This window comes from Komagataeibacter sp. SM21, assembly GCF_041402665.1.
GTDB lineage: Bacteria > Pseudomonadota > Alphaproteobacteria > Acetobacterales > Acetobacteraceae > Komagataeibacter > Komagataeibacter saccharivorans.
The window spans coordinates 66,636-93,175 of record NZ_JBGLOV010000003.1 but is presented as its reverse complement, the minus strand read 5'-3'; the positions used below and the strand labels follow the sequence as shown (position 1 = coordinate 93,175).

Sequence of the window (26,540 nt, the reverse complement as noted above, 5' to 3'; positions counted from 1 at the left end):
GTCATCTTTTGTCCATAAAAATTTTTCTTTCCCCGAAACGACGGCTTTCGGATAAGTCTTGATTTATGACCGTTCCGATCCAGATCCATGCTTCATGCGCCGCACGGCGCGGGCAGGGCATTCTGCTGACCGGGCCGTCGGGGGCAGGCAAGTCCGACCTGTTGCTGCGCCTTGTCGATGCGGGTTACGATCTGGTGGCGGATGACCGTGTCTGCCTGCATGATGGGTGGGCCAGCGCGCCACCGAAACTTGCCGGCCTGCTGGAGGTTCGTGGTATCGGGATCATACGCATGGACTGGCGTGCGCGGGTGCGGGTGGCTGCGGTCGCGCGACTGGTGGGGGTAGCAGACTATCCACCCCGGCTGCCGGGTCATCCCGGACATGACAGGCTGACGGGCCTGCCGGAGTTTTTTATTGATCCCGCACTGCCATCCGCCGTGGCGCGGATCGGGCTGGTGCTGGACTGTACCGCCGGGAACAGGCACCTGCTGGATGAAGGGCAGATGTGATGCTGCCACCACTTTTCATGATTGTCTTTTCAGGGGACAATAAGAATAGGAAAAGGTTTCGATCCCGTCATGATACAGCGATCTGTCATTTGGCATATGGCTGACAGAAGTCAGGATTTTGCGTGACTGACACCATGCATGAAGATACGCCTCTCCCGCGTCGTATCCTGCTTGTGACCGGGCTGTCCGGCGCAGGGAAATCCTCGATTCTCCGCATTCTGGAGGATCTGGGGCATGAGGTGATCGACAATCCCCCGCTGGGCATGCTGGATGAAATCGTGGCCCGCGCCGAACGGCCCGTGGCGGTGGGGGTGGATTCCCGCACCCGTGGCTTCGATGCTTCCGCCGTGCTTGCCGCCCTTGCCCGGCTGCGCGTCAATCCGGCGCTGAATGCCGAACTGATCTACGCCACGGCGGAGGAAAGCGTGCTCCTGCGCCGCTATACCGCCACCCGCAGGCGTCACCCGCAGGCAGCCCATGGCACCGTAAAGGAAGGGATCGAAGCTGAAATCCGGCTGACTTCCCCGCTGCGCGAAGCGGCCGATGTCGTCATTGATACCTCCGACCTGCCACCGCCGGAACTGCGCCAGCTTGTCGAAGCCCGGTTTGGCGAATGGTCGGCGGGCGGTGTGGACGGGCTGACCGTGGCGCTGATGTCCTTTGCCTTTCCCGCCGGCCTGCCGCGGGAAGCGGACATGGTGTTCGATGCCCGTTTCCTGACCAATCCCTATTACGACCCAGCCCTGTCCGCCATGACCGGACTGGATGCGGCGGTTGCGGATTATGTGGCGCGCGATCCCGATTATCAGGAATTCCTGGACCGGATGGCGGGGCTTCTGGACCTTGTCCTGCCGCGCTTCGTGCGCGAAGGAAAGAAATACGCGACCATCGCGATCGGCTGTTCGGGGGGGCGGCACCGTTCCGTCACCCTTGTCGAAGCGCTTGCGCGCAGGCTTGCGCAACGGGCGGAAAATGCCCATTCCCCTGACGCGTGGCCGGTCGTGGTCATGCATCGTGAACTGGCCCGTCAGGGCCGCAGCAGCTGGCGCTGGGCCAACCGCCCGCGTGGACTGTCAGAGACAACGGAGCGGACAGCCCACACATGATCGGTCTTGTGTTTGTCATGCACGGTATTCTGGGTGAGACCCTGAAGGGGGAACTCGAACATGTCGTGGGTCCGCAGAGGCAGGCGACGGTGTTCAACGTGACCCCTGCGACGTTACCGGGAACCTGTCGCTGTGGGTTGCTGGAAGCCATCGACTCCGTCGATAGCGGGCAGGGGGTGATCCTTTTGACCGACATGTTTGGCAGCACGCCATCCAATGTTGCGATATCCGTCCTGCAGAACGATCGGGTGGAAGTGCTGACGGGTGTGAACATGCCCATGCTGGTCAAGCTTGCGCAGATGCGCGGCCATGCCAGCATGCAGGACTGCCTGAACGGGGCGGAAGAAGCGGGCAGGCGGTACATATCGGTCGCATCGCACCTGCCGCCGGCCTGCCTGTCCGGTACGGGGGACTGTCTGGGCCAGATCGATGGCGTGGCCGGTCATGGTGGCTGATCGCATGGCGCAGGATACGCCGCACGAAGCACAGGCCCGTATCGTGAACCAGCGCGGGCTGCATGCGCGCGCCGCCGCGCGGTTTGTGACGGTTGCGGAAAAATTCGACGCCACGGTCGATGTCATCCATGTGGACATGACGGTTTCGGGCCATTCCATCATGGGGCTCATGATGCTGGGGGCAGGCAGGGGCGAGACGATCTGCATCCGTACCCAGGGGCCGCAGGGTCCGCAGGCGCTGTCGGCCCTGCTCAGGCTGGTCCGGGCCGGCTTTGATGAAGACGACTGAACGCCGCCCCGCGCGTCGGGGGCGGCCAGGTGAAATCCGGCTTGAAGGTCAGCCTGTCTCTCCCGGTGTTGCGATCGGTTATGCCGCGATCGCGCATGAACCGGCCCCGCCGCCGGTCGATATGGCACGGCGCGACTGTGATCCGGCCCATGAACGCACGCGCCTGCATGATGCGATCAGCCGCTCCGTCGCCCAGCTTGGTCGGCTGCATGACCGCCTTGCCCTTCTGCCCGAGGACGGGCAGGTGGAAATCGGTTCCCTGCTGGAAGTCTACCGGCGCATGCTTGGCCCGTCGCGCCTGCGTCGCGGGATCGAGGGACGACTGGATCAGGGCATGGTGGCCGAAGCCGCCGTCATGCAGGAAACCGAAGCGCTTGCGGGCTTCATGCTCGCCCCGCCCGGCAGGCCCGCCCCGGAAGGGGAAGACGCGGTGGCAGCAAGGCGCCGCGCGGGGGAGTTTCGGGAAATCGGGCGCAGGCTGATCCGAAACCTAAGCGGCACGCCCTACCGCTCTTTTTCCGCCCTGCCCGATGGGGCCATTCTGGTTGCCGAACAGCTTCGCCCCGCCGATGCCGCCCTGATCGATCCGTCGCGTATCGCCGCCGTGGTGACGGAAGAAGGGGGCAGCACCGGGCATACCGCCATCCTGCTGCGCGCGCTGGGTATCCCGGCGGTTCTGGCTGCCCATGGCCTGCTGGCACAGCTTGGGCGGCGGACGCGGCTTGTGGTGGATGGCACGACGGGGCAGGTCATCGTGCGTCCGTCCACCCGCACCGCCGCTGCCGCGCGGGTCGATGTCGCCGCCTATGCGCGCGAACGCCAGATGCTGGGCCGCCTGCGCAGGCTTCCGGCCCGGCTTTCCAGCGGGGAGGTCGTGATCCTGCAGGCCAATCTGGAAATCCCGGCCGAACTGCCCATGATCGCGCAGTCCGGCGCCGGGGGGATCGGACTGCTGCGCAGCGAATTCCTGTTCATGAATGCGGAAACCCTGCCCGATGAACTGCATCAGGAAGCGGTCTACCTGCCCCTGATCGAAGCGATGGCCGGGGACCCGGTGACGATTCGCGTGGTGGACTGGGGCAGCGAAAAAAACAGCGATGCCCTGTCGCGTGCCGGGATTGGCGAAAGCGGCGATACCAATCCCGCCCTTGGCGTCCGTGGCATCCGGCTGCTGCTTCAGCATCGCGGCCTGCTGGAAACGCAGTTTGCCGCCATCCTGCGCGCGGCCCGTGCGGGACCGGTGCGGGTGATGCTGCCGCTGGTCTCATCCGTGGGGGAATTGCGGGCCGCGCGTGACATCTATGCCCGCATCGGACGCAGGTTGCGGCGCAAGGGGGTGGAGATACCCGACCCGTTGCCGCCCCTTGGCATCATGATCGAAACGCCAGCCGCCGCCCTTATGGCGGATGTACTCGCGCAGGAAGCGGAATTCCTGGCCATCGGTACCAACGACCTGACCATGTACACCCTTGCGGCGGACCGGGCGGCGACGGATGTCGCGGCGCTGTATGATCCGTTCCATCCCGCCGTGCTGCAACTGGTGCGCATGGCGGCGGATGCGGCCCTGCGGCATCGCAGGCCGGTTTCCCTGTGTGGGGAAATGGCATCCGATCCGATAGCGGTGCCCCTGCTGGTCGGGTTGGGAATACGGTCCTTTTCCATGCATGCCTCCGCCGTGCCGCGCGTCAAACGCGCGATCCGGGCGCTGGCCATGGATGACTGCCGCCGTATGGCCTGTCGCGCGCTGGAAGCGGCCGACGGGCGCGAGGTCAGCACCATGCTGATGGATTACGCCGCTGCTGCGCGACAGCCTGCGGATGAATAAGGCACCGCCGGTTGCATGCCCCCTGCCATGGCGTGACGTGGACGGGGTACTGGCCGCATGGGGGCACCAGCCATGGCTGGCCTGTCTGGATAGCGGTGGTGAGGTGGGGCCGCGCGCGCGCTGGGTGATCGTATGCCGTGAACCGGTGCATGTGATTGTCCAGCATGCCGGAAGGTGCTGGCTGGATGGTGCGGCCACATCCCATGATCTGGCAACACAACTGCGTCTGTGCGTCCCGGCGGGGGACTGCCCGGTGGAGGTTCCGTTTGCCGGTGGGGCCATCGGTTTTATCGGTTATGGCGTGGGCCAGCGGATGGAGGGCGTTTCCACGCGGCATGAGGGCGAAGCGGGGGAGCCGGAAGCCGCCTTTGGCATTTACGATCATGCCTTCGTTCTGGATCGTGAACGGAAAGAAGCATGGCTGGCGGCAGCAGACCCCACGACCATGCCCGCCGGACGGGTGGCGGACCTCCGCCAGCAATGGGATGCGATCGCACCGGCGGGGGATATGCCTGCGCTGCCACATCTGGATTTTGTGGCCGATCAGGATGGCGCAGCCTACAGGGCGAGCGTGGCGCGTACGGTTGAACGGATCGCGGCGGGGGAAGTCTTTCAGGTCAACATCACAGGGCGCATGCGCGCGGACCGCCCCGCCGGGCTTGCGGCAATTGATGTCTACCGGACCCTGCGTGCCGGGTCTCCCGCGCCTTTCGGGGCGTTTCTGGGCGGCGATGGTACCTGCGCGCTGCTCAGCGCCTCGCCCGAGCGGTTTTTATCCCTCGATGCGGAAAGGACGATACGCACACGCCCCATCAAGGGCACGGCGCCGCGCGGCCTGACCCCGGCGGAAGATGAACGTCTGGCCCGCCACCTGCGCCACGATGCGAAAGAACGGGCCGAAAACCTGATGATCGTTGATCTCATGCGTAACGATATCGGGCGTGTGGCCGCACTGGGCAGTGTGGGTGTGCCCGAACTGTTCGGGGTGGAGCGTTTTACCCATGTGCATCATCTTGTATCGGAAGTGACGGGGCAGTTGCGCGGGGGATGCGACGCGTTTGACCTTCTGGACGCGACCCTGCCGCCGGGGTCTGTTACCGGCGCGCCAAAACATCAGGCCATGCAGATAATCGACGAACTGGAAGCCTCGGCCCGGGGGGCCTATTGCGGGGCCGTGGTGTGGATCGGGTGTGATGGCGTGATGGACAGTTCCGTCATCATCCGTTCGCTAGTCATGACACGGAACCACATTATTGCCGCGGCAGGGGGCGGGATTACGTATGATTCCGATCCGATGCGGGAATACCGCGAAATGCAGCTTAAAATCGCGGCCCTGCTGGGTATTTTCAGCACCCGGCCCGATGAAGGTGATCCTGCGTCATGACCGTGCCCACGGCCCTGCCGGTATGGCTGAACGGTCGCCTTCTGCCAGCGGGTCAGGCGCATATTGATCCGGCGGACCGTGGTTTTCTGCTGGGCGATGGCCTGTTCGAGACCATGCGCGTCGCCAATGGGCAGGTAAGTCATTTTTCCCGGCATATGGACAGGCTGGCGGATGGTGCGCGTGCCCTCATGCTGGCGCCGCCCGACCGGGAGTGCATTGCGGCAGGCGTGCACGAAATGCTGACGGTCTGCGATCTGACGGCGGGTTCGCTCCGGCTGACCTGCACGCGGGGGACCGGGCCGCGTGGATTGCTGCCACCTGTGGACGGCACCCCCACCGTGCTGATCACGGCTTCGGCGGGTGTCGTTCCCCCTACCCCCGTAAAGCTGGTTACGGTGGAATACCGGCGTGACGAGGACAGCGTCCTGTCGCGTATCAAAAGCCTGAATTACCTGCCTTCCATCCTTGCCCGCATGGCGGCGGCACGGGCGGGAGCCGATGACGCCCTGATGCTCAACCGCGCGGGATATGTGGCGGAAACCAGCGCCAGCACGCTGCTGGCCTGTATTGACGGCCAGCTTGTCACCCCGCCCGTAACCGATGGGGCACTGCCCGGCACCGCCCGTGGCGTCCTGCTGGATGCGGGGCTGCTGCATGTCCGCCGCCTGTCGCCCTTGGCGCTACATCGGGCAACGGCCATCCTGACCGTCAACAGTCTGGGCGCGCGCGGCGTCCACATGCTTGATGGGCGTGACGTGCCCGTCATGCCCGACCTGCTGACGGCCGTGCAGGCATGCGTCTATCCCTGATTTCTGCCCCATAGGGGGCAGTCATGGCATTTCGCTTATTGCCCCTGACGGCGCGGTTGGACTAATCCACCCGCATTGGCTCATTTCCAGCTTGCGTGAAAGGTCACCCGCTGATGACCCCCCCCAAGACCGTGCCGGTTCGGCGTGCCCTGATTTCCGTTTCCGACAAGACCGGCCTGCTTGACCTGGCCCGCGCCCTTGTCGCCCATGGGGCCGAGATCCTCTCCACGGGCGGCTCCGCCCGCACCCTGCGTGAGGCCGGTATCGCGGTGCGCGACGTGTCGGAGCATACCGGTTTTCCGGAAATCCTCGATGGTCGCGTCAAGACGCTGGTGCCGCAGGTGCATGGCGGCATCCTTGGCCGTCGTGACCTGCCCGCCCATGTCCGCCAGATGGAAGAGCACCAGATCGCGCCGATCGACCTTGTCGCGGTCAATCTTTACCCGTTCGAGGCCACGGTTGCTTCCGGCGCGGGGGCGGAGGACTGCATCGAGAATATCGATATCGGCGGTCCGGCCCTGATCCGCGCCGCAGCCAAGAACCATGCCCATGTCGCGATCGTGACCGATCCGGCGCAGTATGCCGATGTCATCACCGCGCTGGAAAATGGCGGCACCACGCTGGACCAGCGCACGAAGCTGGCCGGGGCGGCCTATGCCCGCACGGCGGCCTATGACGCCGCCATCGCCGCATGGTTCGCCGGACAGGAAGGCGAGATCCTGCCGCCACGCATGATTGTTGCGGGCGAGAAGCGCGAAAGCCTGCGCTATGGTGAAAACCCCCACCAGAAGGCCGCTTTCTACACCGATGGCAGCAACCGCCCCGGTGTCGCCACGGCCCGCCAGATTCAGGGCAAGTCCCTGTCGTACAACAATATCAACGATACCGACGCGGCGTTCGAGGCCGTGGCCGAGTTCGATGAGCCTGCGGTCGTGATCGTCAAGCACGCCAACCCCTGCGGCGTTGCGACAGCGGCGACACAGGCGCAGGCATGGGACAATGCCCTGCGTTGTGATCCGGTTTCGGCCTTCGGTGGCATCGTGGCGCTGAACCGCACGCTGGAAGCTGAAGCGGCGGCGCGCATCGCCACCCTGTTTACGGAAGTGATCGTCGCCCCCGACGCAACGGAGGAAGCCCGCCAGATCCTTGCCCGCAAGAAAAACCTGCGCCTGCTGCTGACGGGGGCCCTGCCCGATCCCGCGCAGGGTGGGGTGGTTGTCCGCTCGGTAGCCGGTGGGTTCCTGGCCCAGACACGCGATAGCGGCCGCATCATGCCGGATGCGCTGAAGGTGGTGACGAAGCGTGCGCCGACTCCGGCTGAAATGGCTGACCTGATCTTCGCCTTCCGTGTGGCCAAGCACGTCAAGTCCAACGCGATTGTCTATGCGAAGGACCAGAGCACGGTTGGCATCGGGGCCGGCCAGATGAGCCGCGTTGATTCCGCGCGCATCGCCGCGACCAAGAGCGCGGATGCCGCAAACGCAGCCGGTATCGACCATCCGCTGACCCAGGGCAGCGTCGTGGCGTCGGATGCGTTCTTCCCGTTCGCCGACGGGCTGGAAGCCGCCATCGCCGCCGGTGCAACCGCCGTGATCCAGCCCGGCGGCTCGATCCGGGATGATGAGGTGATCGCCGCAGCCGACAGGGCGGGCATTGCCATGGTGTTCACAGGTATGCGCCATTTCCGGCACTGATCCGAACACACGGCCCTTGCCTGCATGGCAGGGATGGAATGAGATGACACGGTCCGGCCAGATGCCGGTCAGGCTAGATGAGAGACGGGTATCTGCATGGACATTTATCGACATTCCCCCTGCCGCCTTCTTGCGGGCGTGTTTGTGGCAGCCAGCCTTGTGGGCGGCAGCGCCCATGCAGCCGACAGAAAAGGGGCCGTGCAGCATCCCGCGCCATCCATGCCAGCCGTTGCGCAGCCCGCACTGGTGTTCGATATCGCGCCCCTGCCGGTCACGACGGGTCAGGTCACGCAATATATCCTGACGGCGTCGGGGCAGGTGTCCGGCCTGCTGCTGGCTGATGGCACGCAGGTTTTCTGTACGCACGAACTGGGCGACAGCCTGCCCGGCATCGTCCGCCCCGGCGAGCAGGTGACGGTAGCCGGGCTGAAGGGCGTAGGCAGGCCCATCGTGCGCGCCTATGCCGTAACCGGGCCACGCGGGCAGCGTATTGCCGATGTCCGTTCCGCCACGGCTGTCGCACCATCTGATTCCCCCAGCATCGGGCCGGATGTTCCGGTCGATGGCACGATCCTTGCCCCGCTATATGACATGCAGGGCAAGGTGCAGGGCGTCATCATGCGTGATCACAGCGTGATTTACGTGGGTGAAACCAATGCTGCCCGCCTTGCCGCATGGCTGCGGCCGGGCGCCACGCTGCATGCCATTGGTATCGGTGTCGCCGGTGAGCGCGGGACGGCCATCAACGCGCGTGAAATCGGCCCGGATATCAGTCAGGCCATCCATATCGAACCCGCTGACGCACCGCCGCCCGGCGCGTTTCCGGGCAGTTCGGGTTATGATGTCATTCCCGGTGGTTCGACCGCCGAATAAGGGGGCGGACAACGCATGCGCGATAAAAAAGATGCGGGGATGGAGCGTTTGTTTGCCGCCCCTTGCTTGACAGGTTATTGCTGCATCGTTAGCTAGCGCCTGCACCCTATGGGAGGTGCGAGAAGTGGATAAGGATAACAGGCCTTCAGGCGAGTCCTTTGACCGGCGACTGGAAGCTGCCCGTGAGCGCGTCAAACCGCGCGCGGCAGCCGAACAGGCCACCGGTGGAACGATGTCCGATCTGGGGCTGGTGCTCCGGGCCGGGACGGAACTCGTATCGGCGCTTGTGGTCGGGGTTGCGATGGGCTGGGGGCTTGACCACTGGCTGCATTCAAAGCCCTGGTTCCTTATCGTGTTCTCGCTTTTCGGGGGTGTGGCGGGTGTGCTTAATGTCTGGCGTCTTGTCAGGCCCGATGCCATAAACACGAAGGCAGACGGGCCGGATAACGGCTCAGGACGGATATAGGGAAGAACGAAGTTGGCGGCCGGATCATCCATCGACGCGCTCGGTCAGTTCGAGCTCCATCCAGTTCTGGGAGTACTTGGTGAATCCCTGCGGTTCAGCCAGTCCCCCATGATGATGATTGTCGCCTCCATTGTGGTTCTGGCGTTCCTGTATCTGGGCATGCGTCCGGCGGCCGTGGTGCCGGGACGGCTCCAGGCCGCGGCCGAGATGTGCTACGATTTCATCTACAACATGGCGGTCGATACGATCGGCGCTGAAGGACGGGCGTTTTTCCCGTTCGTGTTCACGCTGTTCTTCTTCATCCTGGCCGGTAACTACCTCGGCCTGCTGCCTTTCTCCTTCGCCTTCACCAGCCATATCGCCGTGACGCTGGCGCTGGCGCTGATGGTGTTCTGCCTCTCGATCATCGTATCGCTCAAGGTGCAGGGGGCGAAGTTCTTCGCCCACTTCATGCCCGCCGGCGCGCCTAAGGCGCTTGCCCCGCTGCTGATCCCGATCGAGATCCTTTCGTTTCTTTCACGTCCCGTGAGCCTGTCGATCCGTCTGTTTGCAAACATGGTCGCCGGTCACGTGATGTTCGACATGTTTGCCGCCTTCACGATCATGCTGGCCGGTCTGGGCTTCTTCGGTGATGTGATCGCCGTTGGTCCCGTGGTCATCAATATCGCGCTGATGGCACTCGAATTGCTGGTGGGTGCCCTGCAGGCCTACGTGTTTGCCATCCTTACCTGCATCTATCTGAGGGAGGCGGTGGCCCACTAACGGGTCGCACGCCGTCTTCCATCGCTTCAATCCAGAACGTCTGAAACAAGGAAAATAAGACATGGATATCGCAGCAGCCCGTGAAATTGGTGCCGGTATCGCCGTTATCGCCCTCGCCGGCGTTGGCATTGGCCTTGGTAACATCTTCTCCACGCTGGTCAGCAGCATCGCGCGCAACCCGTCCGCACGTCCGCACGTGTTCGGTCTCGGCATGCTGGGCTTCGCCCTGACGGAAGCCGTTGCCCTGTATGCGCTGCTGATCGCGTTCCTGATCCTGTTCGTCTGATACGCTGGAGGCGAACATGGCGCGCGCCGTGGTGTATGAAAACATCCGAAGGGCGGGGACCTTGCTGGCCTCGTCCGCGCTGGCTCTGCCGCTGATGGCCATGGTCGCCCCTGGCGCGCGCGCCGAGGGCATGCCCCAGCTTGATTTCGGCAATCCCTATGTCATCGGTCAGGTGGTGTGGGGCGCTGGCATTTTTCTGGTACTCTATCTTCTGCTGAGCCGTTCGGCCCTGCCGAAGGTGGAAAAGGTCCTGTCGCTGCGTCGCCAGACGATCGAGACGGATCTTGGTATCGCGCACAAGGCCAAGACCCGCGCGGACGAAGCAGTGGCCGAACTGCATACGGCACGGCGTAATGCCCTGGCGGAAGCACAGGCCAATGTGGACAAGGTTGTCGAGGAGGCACGTCTTGCCGCCGCCCGGCAGACCGAGGAAATGAATGCACGGCTGGCTGCGGAAATCCATGATGCCGAAACCCGCATTGCGCAGGCACGCGGAACGGCACTGGCATCCGTGCGTGAGATTTCCACAACGACGGCGGAAACGCTGATCCATCAGTTATCCGGCATTGCCGCCCCGGCCGATTTCGTGACGGCAAAGGTCGGTTCTGCTGCGGCAGCACGTGGTCTCTGACCCGCGCTGCCCAAGACAGACAGGTCATAATCATGTTTCATGATCCCCGTTTCTGGTCGGCTGTTGCCTTTGTCCTGTTCTTTGTCCTGTTCGGGCGCTCACTGTGGAAGCCCCTGATGAGCGCACTGGACGGACGGGCGGAACGCATCCGCGCCGAGCTTGATGAAGCCGCGCGCCTGCGCCGTGAGGCCGAGCAGATGCTTGAGGACGCCACCCGTGACCGGGAAGCGGCCATCGCCGAGGCCAAGGAACTGGTCGAACATTCCCTGCGGGAAGCCGCCATCATTGCGGAACAGGCCAATAAGAATGCCGCCGCCGTAGCCGCACGCTGCGAACAGATGGCAAAGGATCGTATTGCATCGGCTGAACGCTCCGCCCTGCGGGAAGTGCGTGAAATGGCCATTGAAATTGCCATTCAGGCCACGGGTGAGACGCTGGCCGCCAGCCTGAACGCCGATACCGATGGCAAGATCGTTGACAAGTCGATCAGCGACATGCCGGCAGTCCTTTCCCAGCGCGCTGCCTGACAGCCCTTGCTGACAGCCGCAATGTCGGAAATACGCGATGGGGCGGATGACGCCCCTGTTGTTTCCATCATCGCCGCCGTGCTGGACGAGGGGGAGAACATCCGCCCCCTCTGTCAGGAAATAGCGGCATCCCTGCACCAGTTACCTGCAGCCGAGGTCATCTTTGTCGATGACGGCAGCACGGATGATACGGTTGCGGCCCTGAAGGCCGTAAGGGATGACGGTATCCTGCCAGACCTGCGTATCATCAGTCATGACCGGCCCTGTGGTAAATCCGCGGGTCTGCGCACCGGCATGGAAGCCGCGCGGGGCGAATGGGTCATTACCCTTGATGGGGATGGTCAGGACAACCCCGCCGATTTCGCACCCATGCTTGACCTGTGTCGTTCGGCCAGGGGACGTGCCCCGCTTGTGGTGGGGGTGCGCACCAAGCGGCGCGATACCCTGTCGCGCAGGCTGGCGTCGCGTTTCGCCAACGGCCTGCGCAGTCGCCTGCTGAATGATGGCTGCCCCGATACCGGTGCTTCGCTCAAGGCGTTCCGGCGGGCCGATTTCCTCTGTCTGCCCCAGTTCGAGGGACTGCACCGTTTCCTGCCTTCCCTTATGGGGCGGCGGGGCGTACCGCTGGTGTGCATGTCGGTCCATCATCGCAACCGGCTGCACGGATATTCCAAATATACCAATTTCAACCGGGCCATCGTAGGCGTCCGGGACATATTGGGTGTCATGTGGCTGAACAGCCGCGCCAGGATACCGAAACGCGTTACCGAACGCTGAAGGGGCCATGCCATGACGCGTCTGACGTTGCGCCACTATATTCTGGTGGCGCTGTCCGTGTTTGTCCTGTTCCTGCCCGGGCGGGCCACGCTGCCGCCGCTGGATCGTGACGAACCGCGTTACATGGAAGCCACGGCGCAGATGCTGCATGGTGGCGACTATGTCGATGTCCGCTTTCTCGATCAGCCCCGCTACCTGCAGCCTGCTGGCATTTACTGGCTGGAAGCGGCTGCCGTCCGCCTGACCGGCATGCAGGACACGCACGCTGTCTGGCCCTACCGCATTCCCTCACTTCTGTCTGTCACCGCTGCCGCCGTCCTGACCGCGTGGATTGGGGCAGCACTGTTTGGCCCTGCCTGCGGATTGCTGGCTGCGGCCCTGCTGGCCGTGTCCGTGCTGATGACGGCGGAAGGGCGGATGGCCACCATTGATACCACGCTGCTGCTATGCGTGCTGCTGGCGCAATGCGGACTGCTGCGGGCCTATCTGGACCGCGAACGTGATCTTGCAACGCCTCTGGCCGCAGCGCTGCTTTACTGGACGGCGCTGGGGTGTGGCCTCATGCTCAAGGGGCCGGTCATCCTTATTCCCGGTTTTGGCACGCCGCTGGCCCTTGCGCTGGTGGAACGGCGCATCGACTGGTGGCGGCGTCTGCGCCCTTCATGGGGATGGCTGCTGATGCTGGCCATTGTCGTGCCATGGTGCGTGGCGATTGGTGTCAAAAGCCATGGGGATTTCTTTTCCCGTTCAGTCGGTCGCAATTTCCTTGGCAAGGTGGCGAGCGGGCAGGAAACACACGGCCTGCCGCCGGGCTATCACCTTGCGGTTTTCGCCCTTGCTTTCTGGCCGGGGTCGCTGTTCGCGGCCATGAGCCTGCCTTTTGTGTGGGCGCGCCGGTTTGAACCGCATGTGCGCTATCTGCTGTGCTGGATCGTGCCGCACTGGCTGGTGTTCGAAGCCATCGCCACCAAGCTGCCGCATTACGTGCTGCCGACCTATCCCGCCATCGCCATCCTGACGGCGGCTGCCGTCGTGTCCTATTCCTCCCGCTGGGAGTGGCCGCATGCGATATGGGCGCGGGGCGTGCTTGCGGCCTATGCGGTGCTCTGGTTCACGCTGGGTTCGGTTCTGGCATTTGCGGGTCCGGTGCTGCTGTGGCGGATGGAAGGCACCTTTTCCCCCGCAGCCATGTTGATCCCGGCCGGTGCGTTACCCCTGCTGGTGCTGTCGGGTTATCTGATCGTGCACCGGGATATGCTGCGCGCCGTCATGGCTGCGGTGGCGGCTGCGGTCATTATCCATGTGGGGCTTTTTTCTACTGTTATTCCACGTCTGCAGACCATCTGGCTCAGCCCCCGCCTTGCCGCCATGGTTGATGATCATCGTCCCTGCGCGCAGACGGTCGTGGCTTCCGTATCGGATTCCGAACCCAGCCTTGTTTTTCTGCTGGGTCAGAATACACGGCTGATGGGCGCCACGGCAGCAGCGGACTTCCTGCAACAGAACCAGAAATGCGCTCTGGTGCTGGTCGGCGCACAGGATCTGGTGGCCTTCAGCACCCGCGCCATGCAGGATGGACTGGACCTGCATGAACTGGGACAGCAGCGCGGGTTGAATTATTCCACCGGCAAATATCTCGATATCGGGCTGTATGGCGTGATCCGCCAGCCGGACTGATCGGCCCTAACGTTCCCATGCCTGCGCCCACAGGGCTTTTTCTTCTTCGTTCAGGGGGAGGGAAAGTCTTTTGCCGTCCCGGGCAGATCGTGCGGCGGTTTCCAGCACAGCCATGACGGCAATGGCCTGTATGGGGGGAACCGGGTTCGCGCGATGGCCCATGACGGCATCACGAAGTAGCGCATAATAGATACGCTGGTCGCCCGGTGGAGAGGGCACGGCGCGGGGTGTATCCGTGCCATCGAATACCAGCATGTCGTCAGGGTCCGCGCCCCAGCCATCGGCACCGGGAACCATGTCCGTGCGAAGCTGGGTTTCCTGCTGGTCCGCTGCGCGCTTGAGCAGCGTGCCACCTGTGCCATGTACCGCAAAACGTGCGCCGGGCCATGCTGCGAGCATGCTGCAATGCAGGCTGACGCGCATCTGCCCGTAGAGAAGTATCACCTGCGCCCAGTCATCAATGCTGGCGTCATCGCGCTGGCAGGCAAGCGTGGCCTGTATGGAATCCGGCAGGCCGAACAGTTGCAGGGCCTGGTCGGCCAGATGGGGGCCAAGGTCGAACCACAGGCCACTGCCGGGCATATCGGCTTCGCGCCAGCGGTCGCGCACCTGCGGACGGAAACGGTCCATACGGGATTCAAACGTGGCCACCCGCCCAATCATTCCGGCATTCAGGCCGTTGCGGATTGCCAGAAAATCGCTGTCCCACCGCCTGTTCTGGAAAACGGACAGGATTCTGCCACAGCCCTGTGCCTCATCGGCCAGTGCGCGGGCCTGCGCCAGATCAAGGGTGAAGGGCTTGTCCACCACCACATGCAGCCCCGCATGCAGGGCGGCGCGTGCCAGTGGTGCATGGGTTTCGTTGGGGGAGGCGATCACCACCATATCGAGATTGGGCAGGGCAAACAGCGCATCGGGCGTATCCACCACCTGAACCTGCGGCCAGTCCTGTGCCACAAGGGCGCGCTGCCCCGAACTGATGGCGACCAGCGCCAGACCGGGTGTTGCGTCAATAAGTGGCGCATGGAATGTGCGCCCGGCGAATCCATAACCGACAATCCCGACCCGTAGAGGCCAGCGTGATGGTGTGGGCATCTGTTGCCTTTCTTCCGGTGCATTACGGCAGGACCCGTTTTTGCAGCAAACTGCTTCCGGCGGCCAGATGCCCGGACCGGTGACGAACGCGGTCGTTTGATGGCGGTGTGGAAACAGGGAAAGCGGGCCTCGTCTTTACCCTTTTCCGGAGAACAGTCCCTGTTGCAGCCAGTTTTTATGGCGCGGGGCTGCGCGACCTGTCCAGACCATTCCCGTTTTGAAATAACTTATTGATAAATAGAAATAAAAGTTTTTGGGTGCCACCTTTTTGAAAAAGGCTTCACCAAAAACTTCTACGTAATCTGTACGAACACGACCTATGCAAGACCGCCCCGCCACCAGCCGTCGCAGTGGGGGATAAGGTTAACCCGCATCCGGATGCAGACGGTATGCCCGTCTGCCCCGGTCAGGATGTTCTCGCCCGGATGGCGTTAAACGCTCAGAACAGCAGGATCATACCGCCGGAAGCACTGTTGTCGCTTTCCTTGTACGGTCCGTGTGCTGCCGAACTGGTATGGGCATATTCCGCCACCAGATTCAGCCAGTCCGTCATTTTATAGTAGGCGGCGCCCACTTCGGATTCATTGCGGCGGACCAGATCCGGATCATCCTCGCCCGGTGCCTGATACAGGTTACTGACACCATAGCTGCCCACCAGTTTGAAGCGCTTGGTGAAGTTGTACATCATCTGGACATAATAGCCTTCCGATGCACGCTTGCGGCCGTTGCTGGCCACGCCATCAAAGAACAGGCCGGTCGTGCCCAGCCCGCTGCCACGGTAGTAATAGCCGACGAACTGCGCGGGTCCGTAGGTCAGCTTCGTGCCGATTTCACCCGCTTCCGCCGTAACGCCACGCTTCTGGCCCGGATTGACCGCCATATCTGCCGTGGTGGTTGTGGCCATGTTGTAGATCCCGCCACTGGCTTCAAGCAGGGCCGTGTTGACGGTTGTTGTCCGGCTTACGGTCAGGTCCTGCTGGTGCTGGGTCAGGAAGCTGGCCCAGATGCGGGCACTCAGGCCGCCGATCTTGAAGTCATAGGTCACCTTGCCCTGGATCATGGGCGAGCTGTGCTGGGTGGAACTGGCCGAATAGGCATTGCCATTGGCGTCATCGCCCGAGAAATCGAATTCATCCAGCGGCTGCAGGATGCCGATCGTGCCCTGGAACCCCTTGATGGTGGGCGACTGATAGGAAATCTGCGGAATCCAGTCCGCATACACATAACCCACGCCGATACGGCCCAGCGACGTATTGCCCGGCGCCGAGTTGCTGCCGGTTGAACCGACACTCAGCAGCGTGGCGTCATCAAGGATGGCGTCGCCGCCAAAGATGCCAAGGTCACGACCAATCTTGAACGTGCCCCATTTCTTGTTGCCCGCCGTCACGTAAACCTGACGAAAATCGATGCCGGCGGTTCCCAGCCCGACCGGGCTACCACCCGTATTGGCGTTGAATGCGCCGTTCTTGGCATTGTTGATGCCGGGATACATGCCCATCACGGCGGCAAGGTCGATGCCGTTCTGTGTGGTCTTGAGCTTCAGGATCAGGCCCGCGGGCAGCAGGCCGTTACGCAGCGCGGAGGAATCGAACCCGCTCGATCCGGTGGAAACACCGCCCGCAACCGGATGGCCGCCAGCCGGGCTGTTATAGGTGTAAAAGCCGTTGATGAAGCCGGACAGGTTGATGTCGATCGGCCCTGCCTTGAAGGTCAGGCCGCCACCGGGCACGTATTTGTCCACATGCACCAGCGATGAACTGTCCATGGTGTGCTGGGCTGCAAGCCATGTGGATTCCGCCGATGCCGCGCTGGCCTGCGCACTGGCCGCCGCCTGCTGGGCCTGCGCCAGTACATCGTTGGGGTCCATCCCGCCACCGATGTCGATCTGGCCGGGCGGCTGGATTTTCTGGCCCATGGCGGTGCGCATCTGGGTGTGGGTGGATGCGGGAATGGTGGTACGACGCTGGGCAGGCATGTACTGCTGCGCACGTGCGGCGGAGGCCGCTTCGCGCGCATGCTGCATATGATGGGCCAGCAGGCCGCGGTATTCGCCCTGTGTCAGGCTGCCCTTCGCCTTCAGGATATCGAGGAGTTCACTGTAATCATCAGCACGCGCGTCTTCAGGGCAGGCAAGGGATGCCCCGCTACTTGCCATAACAACTACTGCGCCAATACGCGCCAATTTTCCAGCCGACATAGTATTAAACTCCCTGTCCGCATTCCTGTTGTATAAAACCCGGCGGGTCAATGGGGGCTGGTGGCTGTCCCAGGGCGCGTATCCCGACGGAACCGGGGCATGAGCGTGCAGGGATTCTTCCTTGCACGGGCAGGAGAAAAACAGCGGGTTTCCGATGGGCGGAAGGAATTTGTTAGCAAATATTCCTTTTTTTTTATGCAAGGTTCAAAAAACAGTCATCCTGAAAAAGCTGTGTGTTTCCCGACCGGTTCCGTACGATATTGCAGTACGCACCCGCCCGGAACGGAGAGGAATGGTCCGGATACGAAACATTGTATCGGATGCATCAAACAATCGTGTGCGCATGAATTTCCAGATTCTGTTCAATAAATCAGATGGGGGCAGGGGTTCATCCAACCGGAAATACAGCACACATCATCACAAAGCTGTGTTTATATTTTATTGACTTAATTCTTGACTGTAACCTGCGGGCCTACCTCACCACCCGGCAGGGCGCGGGCCTGACGCCACGCGGTTTCCAGCGCCTCGACCATCGTGCCCTGCGGGGCGGTCCAGTCCAGTGCATCATCGCCGGGCAGCGTCAGGCGCGCGCGCCAGCAGGTGCCGCCGTTACCGTCGGGTTGCCGGTCGATGTTTACGGACCAGTCGTCGGGAATGCGGGACAGGACGCGCGTCAGCCGTTTTTCAGGCGTAAGCGGCGTGGCGTAGTTATGCGACATGACGGTGGCTCCTTTCTTGTCTGTATCGATCCTGCCCCTTGACGGGGGCAGGGATAAGCCCAAAAAACGCAGGTCCTGACCGCATCCAAGGATATATCCGCAGTGTCTGCCTTTCCCGGCCTTATTCCCGATGATTCCGTCGATGGCGTTGCCCATCTGATCCAGACAGCCCTGACACCCGTCTTCATGCTGTCCGGCATCGGTACATTGCTGAACATGTTCAACACCCGGCTTGCCCGCGTCAGTGATCATATCGAGACGGTGCGCGACAAGCTGGAAAATGCGGATGACACCACGGACACCAAGGGAAAGGACAGCACCAGCGTGCTGCTGCGCCGCCTGACCCACCTGCATTACCGCACGCTGCTGCTGGATGCCGCGATCCTGTTCGCCGGTGTGGGCGGCGCATCCGCCTGCGGGTCAGCTTTCGCGCTGTTTCTGGGCAGCGTGCGGGATTCCGCCATCGCCTGGTGGCTGGTGCTCATGTTCGGCAATGCGCTGGTCTGCACCGTTATCGCGCTGGCCATGTTCCTGGGGGACAGCATCGTCGCATGGCACGGCCTGCGGGTAACGACGTTCCTGCCGCACAGGCGCGACATGCTCAATAACATGGCCCTTGAACAGGACTGATCGCCGCACGGGGCTGGTTTCAGGGGGCGGGATCAAGGCTGAATGGGTCAACCGCATACTGTTCCAGCGCAATGTCGCGGGTCATCATGCCGTGGGCATGCAGGAAGGCGGCAAAGGCCCGGTAGCGCGGTATGTTCAGCAGCGCGGGCTGTTTGCACAGCCGCGACAGCGTCGCCTGCCACGCCGCATGGTTCAGCGGGGTGTCGAGTTCCGGGTGATCGTGGATCGCCTGCGCCAGAATGGTGTCGGGGTGGTTGATAAGCGTATTCGTCCCTTCCGCCAGTGCATCCATGAAGGCGCGTATCCATGCCTCACGCACATGATCCCGTCCCACCAGCAGGACCAGTTCATCGGACATGGGCACGCCGTGCTCCTCGGGGAAGAAGGCTGAAACCCTGACGCCTTTCTGTTGCAGGTCGATCAGTTCATAGGTCCGCACGGCCCCGATCACCGCATCCACCGCATGGCTTATGATTGCCTGTTCAAGCTGGAAATTGACATTGACCTGATGCACGTCGGCAAGGCCAAGCCCCGCCGAATGCAGCATCGCGTCCAGTGCCGCATCATCCACCCCCGGCATGGAAATGCCGACCGTCCTGCCCTTCAGGTCCGCAATGGTATGGATGGTGTCACTGGCGATCAGGACGTTGAGCGGCGTGTCAATCAGCGTGCCCACGCGCATCAGCGGAATGGACTGATCGGCCAGCATGCCCAGTTGTGTCTGGTAGGAAACGGCCATATCCGCCTGTCCCGCCGCGACCAGACGGGCGGGCGATCCGGGATCGGCAGGCGCGATCAGCCTGACATCAAGTCCATGGCGGGTGAAGGCGCCGCTATACTGCGCGGCCAGCAGGCTGGCATGATCGGCATTGAGGAACCAGTCCAGCACCACGGTCACCTGCCGGTCGGCGGCGCGCACGGGTGTCGCCACGACCATGCAGGCCAGCAGCCCCAGCAGGGCGAAAAGATGATGGACAAGGGTGCGCATGTGCCTTCCTTCCAGCGTATCAGCGACGGATGGCAGGCAGGGCGCAGGCTTGGTGGGCCATGGCAGGACGCCTCCCTTCGCTGGCATGACCCAGATCAGGTTCAACGGGTGTGATCTCAGCCCGGCACTTCTGTTGCAGGGCACCCCGGTCGGGCAGAGAGTGTGTGAAGGCGGCGTCGCCCGTCAAGTCACGGCTTGCGGACCGTGCGCGATGGCAGGCTCAGCCTGCCGTGCCGCGCATTTCCCACCGTGCGCACAGGGGCAGCAGCACAAGGAAGTAGCTGAAATAATACAGTGTCGCGATCCGGCCCACGATCATCCAGCCCCCTTCGGCATGGTGGCGTCCAACCAGCCCCATCAGCACGAAAGCCGCCACCAGCCCCGCCATGCCAGCCCGGCACAGCGGACGCAAGCGGGCCGAACGGATGGGGGATCGGTCAAGCCATGGCACCGCGAACAGGATCGCGATTGATCCCCCTGCTGCAAGCAGGCCGCCGAATTTTGACGGAACAGACTGCAGCATCCCGTAAAAGGGCAGGAAATACCATTCCGGTTCGATATCGGCGGGCGTGTGCAGGGGGTTGGCGGGACGGTAGTTTTCCGGTTCGGACAGCAGGTCGGGCCACAGGAAGGCGAGGGCTGCGAACACCAGTGCGAATACCACCAGCCCGGTCAGGTCCTTGGTGGTGTAGTACGGATGGAAAGGGACGGTGTCGTGCGCGTTCAGGGGTTTGCCGGTCGGGTTGTTCGGCCCCGGTACATGCAGGGCCGCGACATGCAGCCCGACAATGGCGACGATGGCGAAGGCCATGACAAAATGCAGCACGAAAAAGCGGTGGATGAAAATATCCCCCAACTGGTCGCTGCCTTCCATGATGTGTTCAAGCGTGGGGCCGATAACCGGCACGGCCCCCACCGCCTTGCCCGCAACATCCGCCCCCCAGTAGGACATCTGCCCCCATGGCAGGACATAGCCCGCAAAGGCTGTGACCATGACCATGACCAGCAGCCCCAGCCCCGACAGCCACAAAATCTCGCGCGGCTGTTTGTAGGAGCCATAGTACAGCCCCCGGAACAGGTGGATATAAAGTGCGGCCATGAACAGGCTCGCCCCGGTGACATGCATGGCGCGCAGCGCCCAGCCGCCGGGCAACTGGCGTTCGATCATCTCGATGGACATGAAAGCGCCCGCCGCGGTGGGCGTGTAGTTCATGGCAAGGAAAATGCCGGTCGCCAGCATGAGCACCAGCACGGCGCACAGGATCGCCCCGAAATTCCACAGCGCGTTCAGGTTACGCGGCATGGGGAAGTCCACATATTCCTTGCGGAAAGCACTGATGACAGGAAGCCTGCGGTCAATCCACGAAAGGACGCCGCCACCCGATGCGGGTTCCGCGTGGGGGGGAATGTTTTCGGGGAGGCCGGACCCGTTCATTCTTGTTTCCTGAATTCAGACAAAGAAAGATCAGCCACGGGTGTAGCAGCCCCGCAGGCGGCAGGCACCTTTCTTTTTGGAACGTCCCGCCCCCGCATGGGAAGGGCTGGCTTGCACACAGGCGGGCACCGTGGCGCATGACGGAAACCGCGCGCGACCGGATCGTGCGATCCACCAGGCAGGCAGGCTCCGCATGGACTGTCGTTGACGCGCAGATGCGCGCACGGGACCGCTCAGGGCGATTTTCCGAATGACAGTCTGTTTTTTAAGGAAAGTGGCGCACCCGAAAGGACTCGAACCTCTAACCCCCAGATTCGTAGTCTGGTGCTCTATCCAGTTGAGCTACGGGTGCGCTGTGAGGCGGTTTCTAGCCGACACGGCTGACCCCTGCAACCCCCTTTTTTTGCTTATGGAAAATTTTTTCATCCCCGCCTGCGCGCCAGCAGCCGTCTGGCCCTGTCTACGGTCCATGTGCGGATGTGTTCCATGTAAAGATAGACCACCGGCGTGGTGTACAGCGTCAGCAACTGACTCATCATAAGCCCGCCCACCACCGTAATGCCCAGCGGGCGGCGCATTTCTATGCCGTAGCCGCTGTTGGTGATGAGTGGCACGGCCCCAAGGGCGGCGGCCAGCGTGGTCATGAGGATGGGCCGGAAACGCTGGATGCAGGCGTCATGGATCGCATCGCGCGGGGAAAGTCCCCGGTCGCGTTCGGCATGCAGGGCGAAATCCACGATCAGGATGGCGTTCTTTTTCACGATCCCGACCAGCAGGATCATCCCGATCATGGTGATGAGCGAAAATTCCTGCCCGCTGGCCCACAGCGCCAGCACCGCCCCCACCCCGGCGGAGGGCAGGGTGGACATGATGGTCAGCGGGTGGATGTAGCTTTCATACAGGATGCCCAGCGTCACGTAGATCGTGAACAGGGCCGCGATGAAAATCAGTACCTCGTTGATGATGGCTGACTGGAACTGGGCTGCCTGCCCGGTGAACCCGCCATGGATGGAAGGGGGCACATGCAGCCTGATCATGGTGTCCGCTATGGTGGCGGATGCATCGCTCAGCGCCATGCCGGGGGCAAGGTTGAAGGAAATGGCGGCGGAAACGAACCCGTCCTGATGGGAAACGGTGATGGCGGTGGGACGCGGCACCAGACGCGCCACGTCGGAAAGCGGGATCATGGTCTCGGTGGAGGAGGATACGGCCGAGCCGTTCGACGCGGCACTGCCCCCCGCCAGCCGGTTGGCGATCTGGTTGCGAAAGGACTGCTGGCTGAGCTGCGTGCTGCGGCTGGCCTGTGTCCCGGCCTGCGTCGTGACGCGCACGGTATTGGATACCGTGCCGCCGCCGGGACTGCCCCCGGCGGTCGAGATGCGGAAGCTGTTCAGGATATCGGGCGATGTCCGGTACTGGTCGGCAACTTCCATCACCACATGATAGGTGGTGAGGGATGTCGAGATATTGGATGCGGCGCGCTGGCCAAAGGCATCGTACAGCGTGTTGCTGACCAGTTGTGGCGTGACAAGGTAGCGCGCCGCAAGATCGCGGATGATGTCGGCATGGATCGCCGCGCCGTTATTCATGACATTCGTGGTCACATCGCGCAGGGCCGGGGCCGTGCGCAGGGCGGCGGCCAGTCTTGGCACCCATGTATAGATGTCATCGGCGCTGTCGCTGGTCAGCAGGTAGCGGTACGCGCCTTCCTTCTGCCGTCCGCCGCCGCCGCTTATGTCGCCTGCCGAAAACAGTGAAATGTCGAGCCCCGGAATATCCTCCAGCCGTTTATGGATGCGGGCGATCATGTCGTCCGGGCTGTCATCGCGCCGGGAACGGTCGATCATCTGCGCGAAAGCCTGGCCTTCGATATTGGTGTCCCCGGAAAAGGCGATGACTTCCTGCGTGTCCCTGTCCACCATCATCGCGTCACTTATGGCGCGGATTTTCTGCGTCATGGCGGGAAAGGACGTGGTCTGGTCGGCCCGGAAGAAGTTCATGACCAGGGCCACGTCCTCCTTCGGCAGGATGCCCTTGGGCATGAACACGATCACCGCAATCATCACCCCAAGGCTGAGCGGCAGGGTAATGGCGGTCAGGACATGATGGCGCAGCGCCAGTGACAGGGAGCGTTCATAATGGCGCAGCAGCCACTGGTACCCGCATTCCAGCCTGTCGCCCGCGCGATGCGGCCAGCGCCGCCACCATGGCGCGGTGGCATCGGGGGGCGCCTTCTCGCCCACTTCCAGAAACAGGCTGCACATCATGGGCGTCAGGCTCAGCGCCAGTACCAGCGAGACCGTGACGGTGATCGCCAGTGTCATGGAAAACTCGAAAAATACCTTGCCCGGCGTGCCCGCCAGCAGCAGCAGCGGCAGGAATACCGCCACCAGCGATATGGTGATCGACAGCACCGTAAACCCGATTTCACGCGATCCCCGTAGCGCGGCAGCCTTGCGGTCCATGCCGGCTTCCATGTGGCGGGCGATGTTTTCCAGCACCACGATGGCGTCATCCACCACGAAGCCGGTCGCGATCGTCAGCGCCATGAGCGAGAGGATATCGAGCGAGAAATGGAACAGCGCCATGAACGCCAGCGTACCCGCCAGCGAAATGGGGACGGTAATGGCCGGGATCAGGGTCGAGCGCACCGTGCGCAGGAAAACCAGCACCACCCCCACCACCAGCACGACCGATGCCAGCAGCGTCCACTGCGTATCCGCCAGCGATGCGCGGATGGTAACGGAACGGTCCATGGCCGGGACAAGTGTGACCCCACGCGGCAGGGCCGCGCGCAGGGTGGGAACGCGGGCCTTGATTTCATCAATGACGTGGATGACGTTGGCCCCCGCCCGGGGGCGGATGATGGCCATGACGGCGCGGTGACCGTTCAGGAAGCCGATCTGGCGTTCGTTTTCCACACCGTTACGCACGCTGGCCACGTCCTGCAGCCTTACGGGACGGCTGTCACGGTAGCCGATGACCAGGTTGCGGTACTGCGCCGCCACACGGGCCTGATCGTTGGTGGCCAGCGTATAGCGGGTGGTGTCGTTTTCTATGATGCCCTTGGGCGTATTGGCGTTGGCTGAAGCAAGGGCTGAACGGATGTCCTCGAACCCCAGCCCGTATTTGAACAGGGGCCACGGATTGATTTCCACCCGCACGGCAGGGGCCGAACTGCCCGCGATTTCCACCCAGCCCACCCCCTGCACCTGCGACAGCAGGGGCTGCAGCCGGGTCTTGGCGATGTCGTACAGTTCCGATACCGGCTGCGTGTCCGATGTCAGGGCAAGGATCAGGATGGGGTTGTCGGACGGGTTGGCCTTCCAGTACTGCGGCTGGGACTGAAGGGTGGCGGGCATGTCCGCGCGCGCGGCGCGCAGCGCGGCTTCAACATCGTTGGCCGCCGCGTCGATATTGGTGGTTTCGTTGAACGTCAGCAGGATGAAGGCGGTATCCTGGCTTGAATCGGATTCAATCTCGCTGACACCCGCGATCTGTCCCAGCCTGCGTTCCAGCGGGGTGGTGACGGAACTTGCCATCTGCTGGGGTGACGCACCGGGCTGCGTGGCCATGATGTAGATGACCGGAACGGCAATATCGGGCAGATCGCCCACCGGCAGCACCCGATACGCAAACAGTCCGGACAGCAGGATGGCTGCGGCCAGCAGCGTGGTCGCAACCGGGCGCAGGATAAAAACGCGGCACAGGTTCATCGACTGTGACCGACCCTGACCTTCATGCAGTCCACGTTCATGCTGATGGTGCTGTCCCGTCTTCGGGTGTCAGGCCGGTTTCGGGCATGGTGCCTGCCTGTCCCGCCGCCTGACGGAAATAGTAGGATTCCGCAATCCTGATGGGCAGCAGGTCCATGAAGCGCGACCCCGCGGCCAGCCACCACGGGAAGAAGATGCGCCGCCTGCCCTCCGCCACGCCGGATATGATGGCGCGCACGGCATCGCCGGTCTGTGTCAGGCCGGGCATGGGGAAAGTGTTGCCTGCGGTCATGGGGGTTGCGACAAAACCGCAGCACACGCTGGACAGGAGGATACCGGCCCGCGCCATGTTGCCGCCCGTCGCCACCATGAAACGGTCCACCGCCGCCTTGGACGCGCAATAGGACGGCGTTCCGGGAAACGAGACAAGCCCCGCCACGGATGACATGGCGCAGATGCGCCCGCGCACGCCATCGCTCCCGCGCGGCTGGGCGCGCATGACCTGCAGCGCCGGAAGCACCGTATTGATCACGCCGTCCACGTTGGTGGCGAACATGCGCCGGATCTGGTCATCCGGTTCGTAGGGGGCTTCCTCGCCGCCCCGGGTGGATGCCGTAATCCCCGCGCAGGCAAAAACGAGGTCAAGCGTGCCCGTGCCGGTTATCCAGTCATCCATGCCCGCGCGTTCGCGCACATCCTGCACCCGGATGCGCGCATCCGCCCCGCGTGCGATGCAGCGTGCCGCCACGTCACGCAGGTTGGCGTGGTTTCGCCCCCCCAGATGCAGCCTGCGGCCCGGCCGGGCAAGGGCCAGGGCGATGCCGCGTCCGATACCGGAGGAGGCGCCGGTGATGAGTATCGATTCCTGTTTCATGTTCGCAGAATACATACACCCTGTTAGAACTGCGCTACCCCCTTTGCGCAGCCGGCCGGTATTTGTGTACGGCCACCAATTATGGAGAACCGCATGAGCCAGACCTTCAGCCCCCCCCGTGCAACCCCGGCGGTTCCGGTTCGGCGCAGGGGGGTATGTCTGGTTATCTCAGCCCCGTCCGGGGCGGGCAAGTCCACCATCGCCAATGCGCTGCGCGCGTCCGAACCCCAGTTGCTGCATTCCGTGTCCGTCACCACCCGCCAGCCCCGACCGGGGGAAAGTGACGGAATCCATTACCACTTCCGCACCATGGAAGAATTCAGCCGCATGGCGGAAGCAGGCGAGATGCTGGAATGGGCGACCGTATTCGGCCGGGGATACGGCACGCCGCGCGCGCCGGTTGAACAGGCCCTGGCGGAAGGGCGCGACATGGTGTTCGACATCGACTGGCAGGGACACCGCCAGATCCGTGCGGCATTGCCCGCTGATGTGGTCGGCCTGTTCGTCCTGCCCCCGTCCATCGCGGAACTGGAACGTCGCCTGAACGGACGCGCATCGGATGAGGCCGATGAGATCGCGCGCCGCATGCAGGCCGCGCGCGACGAGATCTCGCACTGGAACGAATTCGACCATGTCATCATCAATTCCGAACTGGATCAGGCCATTGCGGAAGCCCGCGCCGTGCTGGTCGCGGCCCGGCTGCAACGTCACCGCCAGATCGGACTGACGGATCTGGTGGCCAGTTTCGGGGTCTGACACGGCAGGCTGCATGGTACGGCGTGGGGGTTACGCCGCTGGCATGTGTTTCATGCGATA

General features: G+C 63.1%; 25 protein-coding genes, 1 tRNA gene and 1 riboswitch. Of the genes, 18 read left to right on the top strand and 8 right to left on the bottom strand.

The features are described 5' to 3' along the window. Positions 1-65 precede the first annotated feature (65 nt). The 16 genes from ACBR42_RS04340 (at position 66) to ACBR42_RS04265 (ending at position 14,070) form a co-directional block, all read left to right on the top strand. Positions 66-509, top strand: coding sequence for an HPr kinase/phosphorylase (locus tag ACBR42_RS04340; RefSeq protein WP_132305207.1), 444 nt, complete (start codon positions 66-68; stop codon positions 507-509). Positions 510-643: 134 nt separating this feature from the next. Then, on the top strand, positions 644-1,615 hold the full coding sequence (gene rapZ / locus ACBR42_RS04335) for an RNase adapter RapZ (protein ID WP_102324945.1): 972 nt from the start codon (positions 644-646) through the stop codon (positions 1,613-1,615). Then, entirely contained in the window at positions 1,612-2,070 is a 459-nt protein-coding gene (locus ACBR42_RS04330; RefSeq protein WP_371207356.1) for a PTS sugar transporter subunit IIA, read from the top strand. The genes rapZ and ACBR42_RS04330 overlap by 4 nt, the downstream gene beginning before the upstream one ends. Further along, positions 2,060-2,359: an HPr family phosphocarrier protein gene (locus ACBR42_RS04325; protein WP_371207355.1), complete on the top strand. Its 300-nt coding sequence runs from the start codon at positions 2,060-2,062 to the stop codon at positions 2,357-2,359. The genes ACBR42_RS04330 and ACBR42_RS04325 overlap by 11 nt, the downstream gene beginning before the upstream one ends. Beyond that, on the top strand, positions 2,346-4,184 hold the full coding sequence (gene ptsP, locus ACBR42_RS04320; protein ID WP_371207354.1) for a phosphoenolpyruvate--protein phosphotransferase: 1,839 nt from the start codon (positions 2,346-2,348) through the stop codon (positions 4,182-4,184). Before ACBR42_RS04325 ends, ptsP begins: the two co-directional genes overlap by 14 nt. After that, complete coding sequence (locus ACBR42_RS04315; protein WP_371207353.1) at positions 4,177-5,568, top strand: anthranilate synthase component I family protein; 1,392 nt, start codon at positions 4,177-4,179, stop codon at positions 5,566-5,568. The genes ptsP and ACBR42_RS04315 overlap by 8 nt, the downstream gene beginning before the upstream one ends. Continuing rightward, a complete protein-coding gene (locus ACBR42_RS04310; RefSeq protein WP_371207352.1) occupies positions 5,565-6,377 on the top strand; it encodes an aminotransferase class IV in 813 nt (270 codons plus the stop codon). Before ACBR42_RS04315 ends, ACBR42_RS04310 begins: the two co-directional genes overlap by 4 nt. A gap of 113 nt (positions 6,378-6,490) precedes the next feature. Then, positions 6,491-8,071, top strand: a complete 1,581-nt coding sequence (gene purH / locus ACBR42_RS04305) for a bifunctional phosphoribosylaminoimidazolecarboxamide formyltransferase/IMP cyclohydrolase (protein ID WP_110546836.1) — start codon at positions 6,491-6,493, stop codon at positions 8,069-8,071. A 96-nt stretch (positions 8,072-8,167) separates the two neighbouring features. Then, positions 8,168-8,944, top strand: a complete 777-nt coding sequence (locus ACBR42_RS04300) for a hypothetical protein (protein WP_118962670.1) — start codon at positions 8,168-8,170, stop codon at positions 8,942-8,944. A 124-nt stretch (positions 8,945-9,068) separates the two neighbouring features. Beyond that, a complete protein-coding gene (locus ACBR42_RS04295) occupies positions 9,069-9,410 on the top strand; it encodes an AtpZ/AtpI family protein (protein ID WP_102324938.1) in 342 nt (113 codons plus the stop codon). A 12-nt stretch (positions 9,411-9,422) separates the two neighbouring features. Further along, entirely contained in the window at positions 9,423-10,172 is a 750-nt protein-coding gene (locus tag ACBR42_RS04290; RefSeq protein ID WP_102324937.1) for a F0F1 ATP synthase subunit A, read from the top strand. Between the two features lie 61 nt (positions 10,173-10,233). After that, positions 10,234-10,458: an ATP synthase subunit C family protein gene (locus tag ACBR42_RS04285; protein ID WP_003616715.1), complete on the top strand. Its 225-nt coding sequence runs from the start codon at positions 10,234-10,236 to the stop codon at positions 10,456-10,458. A gap of 16 nt (positions 10,459-10,474) precedes the next feature. Then, entirely contained in the window at positions 10,475-11,089 is a 615-nt protein-coding gene (locus tag ACBR42_RS04280; protein ID WP_102324936.1) for a hypothetical protein, read from the top strand. Between the two features lie 32 nt (positions 11,090-11,121). Further along, entirely contained in the window at positions 11,122-11,616 is a 495-nt protein-coding gene (locus ACBR42_RS04275; protein ID WP_371207351.1) for a F0F1 ATP synthase subunit B, read from the top strand. Positions 11,617-11,637: 21 nt separating this feature from the next. Next, positions 11,638-12,393, top strand: a complete 756-nt coding sequence (locus ACBR42_RS04270) for a glycosyltransferase family 2 protein (protein ID WP_371207434.1) — start codon at positions 11,638-11,640, stop codon at positions 12,391-12,393. A gap of 12 nt (positions 12,394-12,405) precedes the next feature. Next, a complete protein-coding gene (locus tag ACBR42_RS04265) occupies positions 12,406-14,070 on the top strand; it encodes a glycosyltransferase family 39 protein (RefSeq protein WP_118962672.1) in 1,665 nt (554 codons plus the stop codon). 6 nt (positions 14,071-14,076) lie between these two features. On the opposite strand, the gene ACBR42_RS04260 is transcribed toward ACBR42_RS04265, so the two are convergent. The 3 genes from ACBR42_RS04260 to ACBR42_RS04250 all read right to left on the bottom strand — a co-directional run bounded on the left by ACBR42_RS04260 (position 14,077) and on the right by ACBR42_RS04250 (position 18,081). Further along, positions 14,077-15,165, bottom strand: a complete 1,089-nt coding sequence (locus ACBR42_RS04260) for an oxidoreductase (RefSeq protein ID WP_371207350.1) — start codon at positions 15,163-15,165, stop codon at positions 14,077-14,079. 439 nt (positions 15,166-15,604) lie between these two features. Next, positions 15,605-17,362, bottom strand: a complete 1,758-nt coding sequence (locus tag ACBR42_RS04255) for a porin (RefSeq protein ID WP_174234088.1) — start codon at positions 17,360-17,362, stop codon at positions 15,605-15,607. Between the two features lie 446 nt (positions 17,363-17,808). Then, on the bottom strand, positions 17,809-18,081 hold the full coding sequence (locus ACBR42_RS04250) for a hypothetical protein (RefSeq protein WP_371207349.1): 273 nt from the start codon (positions 18,079-18,081) through the stop codon (positions 17,809-17,811). A 102-nt stretch (positions 18,082-18,183) separates the two neighbouring features. Between ACBR42_RS04250 and ACBR42_RS04245 the strand changes: the two genes are divergently transcribed. Beyond that, positions 18,184-18,711 carry a DUF2721 domain-containing protein gene (locus ACBR42_RS04245; protein WP_165927309.1) on the top strand — a complete coding sequence of 176 codons (528 nt, stop codon included), beginning with the start codon at positions 18,184-18,186 and terminating at the stop codon, positions 18,709-18,711. A gap of 19 nt (positions 18,712-18,730) precedes the next feature. Here the strand turns inward: ACBR42_RS04245 and ACBR42_RS04240 are convergent, their stop codons facing one another. The 5 genes from ACBR42_RS04240 to ACBR42_RS04220 form a co-directional block, all read right to left on the bottom strand. Then, positions 18,731-19,648 (bottom strand): ABC transporter substrate-binding protein, encoded by a 918-nt coding sequence (locus tag ACBR42_RS04240; RefSeq protein WP_371207433.1) that lies wholly within the window; start codon positions 19,646-19,648, stop codon positions 18,731-18,733. Between the two features lie 106 nt (positions 19,649-19,754). Then, a riboswitch (TPP riboswitch) is annotated at positions 19,755-19,857 on the bottom strand. A gap of 62 nt (positions 19,858-19,919) precedes the next feature. Then, positions 19,920-21,134: a cytochrome bc complex cytochrome b subunit gene (locus ACBR42_RS04235; protein WP_371207348.1), complete on the bottom strand. Its 1,215-nt coding sequence runs from the start codon at positions 21,132-21,134 to the stop codon at positions 19,920-19,922. A gap of 275 nt (positions 21,135-21,409) precedes the next feature. Further along, a tRNA-Arg gene (locus ACBR42_RS04230) sits at positions 21,410-21,486 on the bottom strand. Positions 21,487-21,556: 70 nt separating this feature from the next. After that, complete coding sequence (locus tag ACBR42_RS04225; protein ID WP_118962678.1) at positions 21,557-24,850, bottom strand: efflux RND transporter permease subunit; 3,294 nt, start codon at positions 24,848-24,850, stop codon at positions 21,557-21,559. Positions 24,851-24,887: 37 nt separating this feature from the next. Further along, positions 24,888-25,724, bottom strand: coding sequence for an SDR family oxidoreductase (locus tag ACBR42_RS04220; protein ID WP_162900414.1), 837 nt, complete (start codon positions 25,722-25,724; stop codon positions 24,888-24,890). 93 nt (positions 25,725-25,817) lie between these two features. Here ACBR42_RS04220 and gmk point away from each other — a divergent pair, with 93 nt between their 5' ends. Beyond that, positions 25,818-26,480, top strand: a complete 663-nt coding sequence (gene gmk, locus ACBR42_RS04215) for a guanylate kinase (protein ID WP_371207347.1) — start codon at positions 25,818-25,820, stop codon at positions 26,478-26,480. Positions 26,481-26,540 lie beyond the last annotated feature (60 nt).

Excerpts from the sequence above, each read along its gene's own strand:
- purH (WP_110546836.1), top strand. The coding sequence starts at position 6,491 with ATGACCCCCCCCAAGACCGTGCCGGTTCGGCGTGCCCTGATTTCCGTT.
- rapZ (WP_102324945.1), top strand. The coding sequence starts at position 644 with ATGCATGAAGATACGCCTCTCCCGCGTCGTATCCTGCTTGTGACCGGG.
- ACBR42_RS04275 (WP_371207351.1), top strand. The coding sequence starts at position 11,122 with ATGTTTCATGATCCCCGTTTCTGGTCGGCTGTTGCCTTTGTCCTGTTC.
- ACBR42_RS04270 (WP_371207434.1), top strand. The coding sequence starts at position 11,638 with ATGTCGGAAATACGCGATGGGGCGGATGACGCCCCTGTTGTTTCCATC.
- ACBR42_RS04280 (WP_102324936.1), top strand. The coding sequence starts at position 10,475 with ATGGCGCGCGCCGTGGTGTATGAAAACATCCGAAGGGCGGGGACCTTG.
- ACBR42_RS04265 (WP_118962672.1), top strand. The coding sequence starts at position 12,406 with ATGACGCGTCTGACGTTGCGCCACTATATTCTGGTGGCGCTGTCCGTG.
- ACBR42_RS04235 (WP_371207348.1), bottom strand. The coding sequence starts at position 21,134 with ATGAACGGGTCCGGCCTCCCCGAAAACATTCCCCCCCACGCGGAACCC.
- ACBR42_RS04315 (WP_371207353.1), top strand. The coding sequence starts at position 4,177 with ATGAATAAGGCACCGCCGGTTGCATGCCCCCTGCCATGGCGTGACGTG.
- ACBR42_RS04340 (WP_132305207.1), top strand. The coding sequence starts at position 66 with ATGACCGTTCCGATCCAGATCCATGCTTCATGCGCCGCACGGCGCGGG.
- ACBR42_RS04240 (WP_371207433.1), bottom strand. The coding sequence starts at position 19,648 with ATGGTCGTGGCGACACCCGTGCGCGCCGCCGACCGGCAGGTGACCGTG.
- ACBR42_RS04310 (WP_371207352.1), top strand. The coding sequence starts at position 5,565 with ATGACCGTGCCCACGGCCCTGCCGGTATGGCTGAACGGTCGCCTTCTG.
- ACBR42_RS04220 (WP_162900414.1), bottom strand. The coding sequence starts at position 25,724 with ATGAAACAGGAATCGATACTCATCACCGGCGCCTCCTCCGGTATCGGA.
- ACBR42_RS04255 (WP_174234088.1), bottom strand. The coding sequence starts at position 17,362 with ATGTCGGCTGGAAAATTGGCGCGTATTGGCGCAGTAGTTGTTATGGCA.
- ACBR42_RS04300 (WP_118962670.1), top strand. The coding sequence starts at position 8,168 with ATGGACATTTATCGACATTCCCCCTGCCGCCTTCTTGCGGGCGTGTTT.
- ACBR42_RS04330 (WP_371207356.1), top strand. The coding sequence starts at position 1,612 with ATGATCGGTCTTGTGTTTGTCATGCACGGTATTCTGGGTGAGACCCTG.
- ACBR42_RS04225 (WP_118962678.1), bottom strand. The coding sequence starts at position 24,850 with ATGAACCTGTGCCGCGTTTTTATCCTGCGCCCGGTTGCGACCACGCTG.
- ACBR42_RS04260 (WP_371207350.1), bottom strand. The coding sequence starts at position 15,165 with ATGCCCACACCATCACGCTGGCCTCTACGGGTCGGGATTGTCGGTTAT.
- gmk (WP_371207347.1), top strand. The coding sequence starts at position 25,818 with ATGAGCCAGACCTTCAGCCCCCCCCGTGCAACCCCGGCGGTTCCGGTT.
- ACBR42_RS04325 (WP_371207355.1), top strand. The coding sequence starts at position 2,060 with ATGGTGGCTGATCGCATGGCGCAGGATACGCCGCACGAAGCACAGGCC.
- ptsP (WP_371207354.1), top strand. The coding sequence starts at position 2,346 with ATGAAGACGACTGAACGCCGCCCCGCGCGTCGGGGGCGGCCAGGTGAA.
- ACBR42_RS04250 (WP_371207349.1), bottom strand. The coding sequence starts at position 18,081 with ATGTCGCATAACTACGCCACGCCGCTTACGCCTGAAAAACGGCTGACG.
- ACBR42_RS04285 (WP_003616715.1), top strand. The coding sequence starts at position 10,234 with ATGGATATCGCAGCAGCCCGTGAAATTGGTGCCGGTATCGCCGTTATC.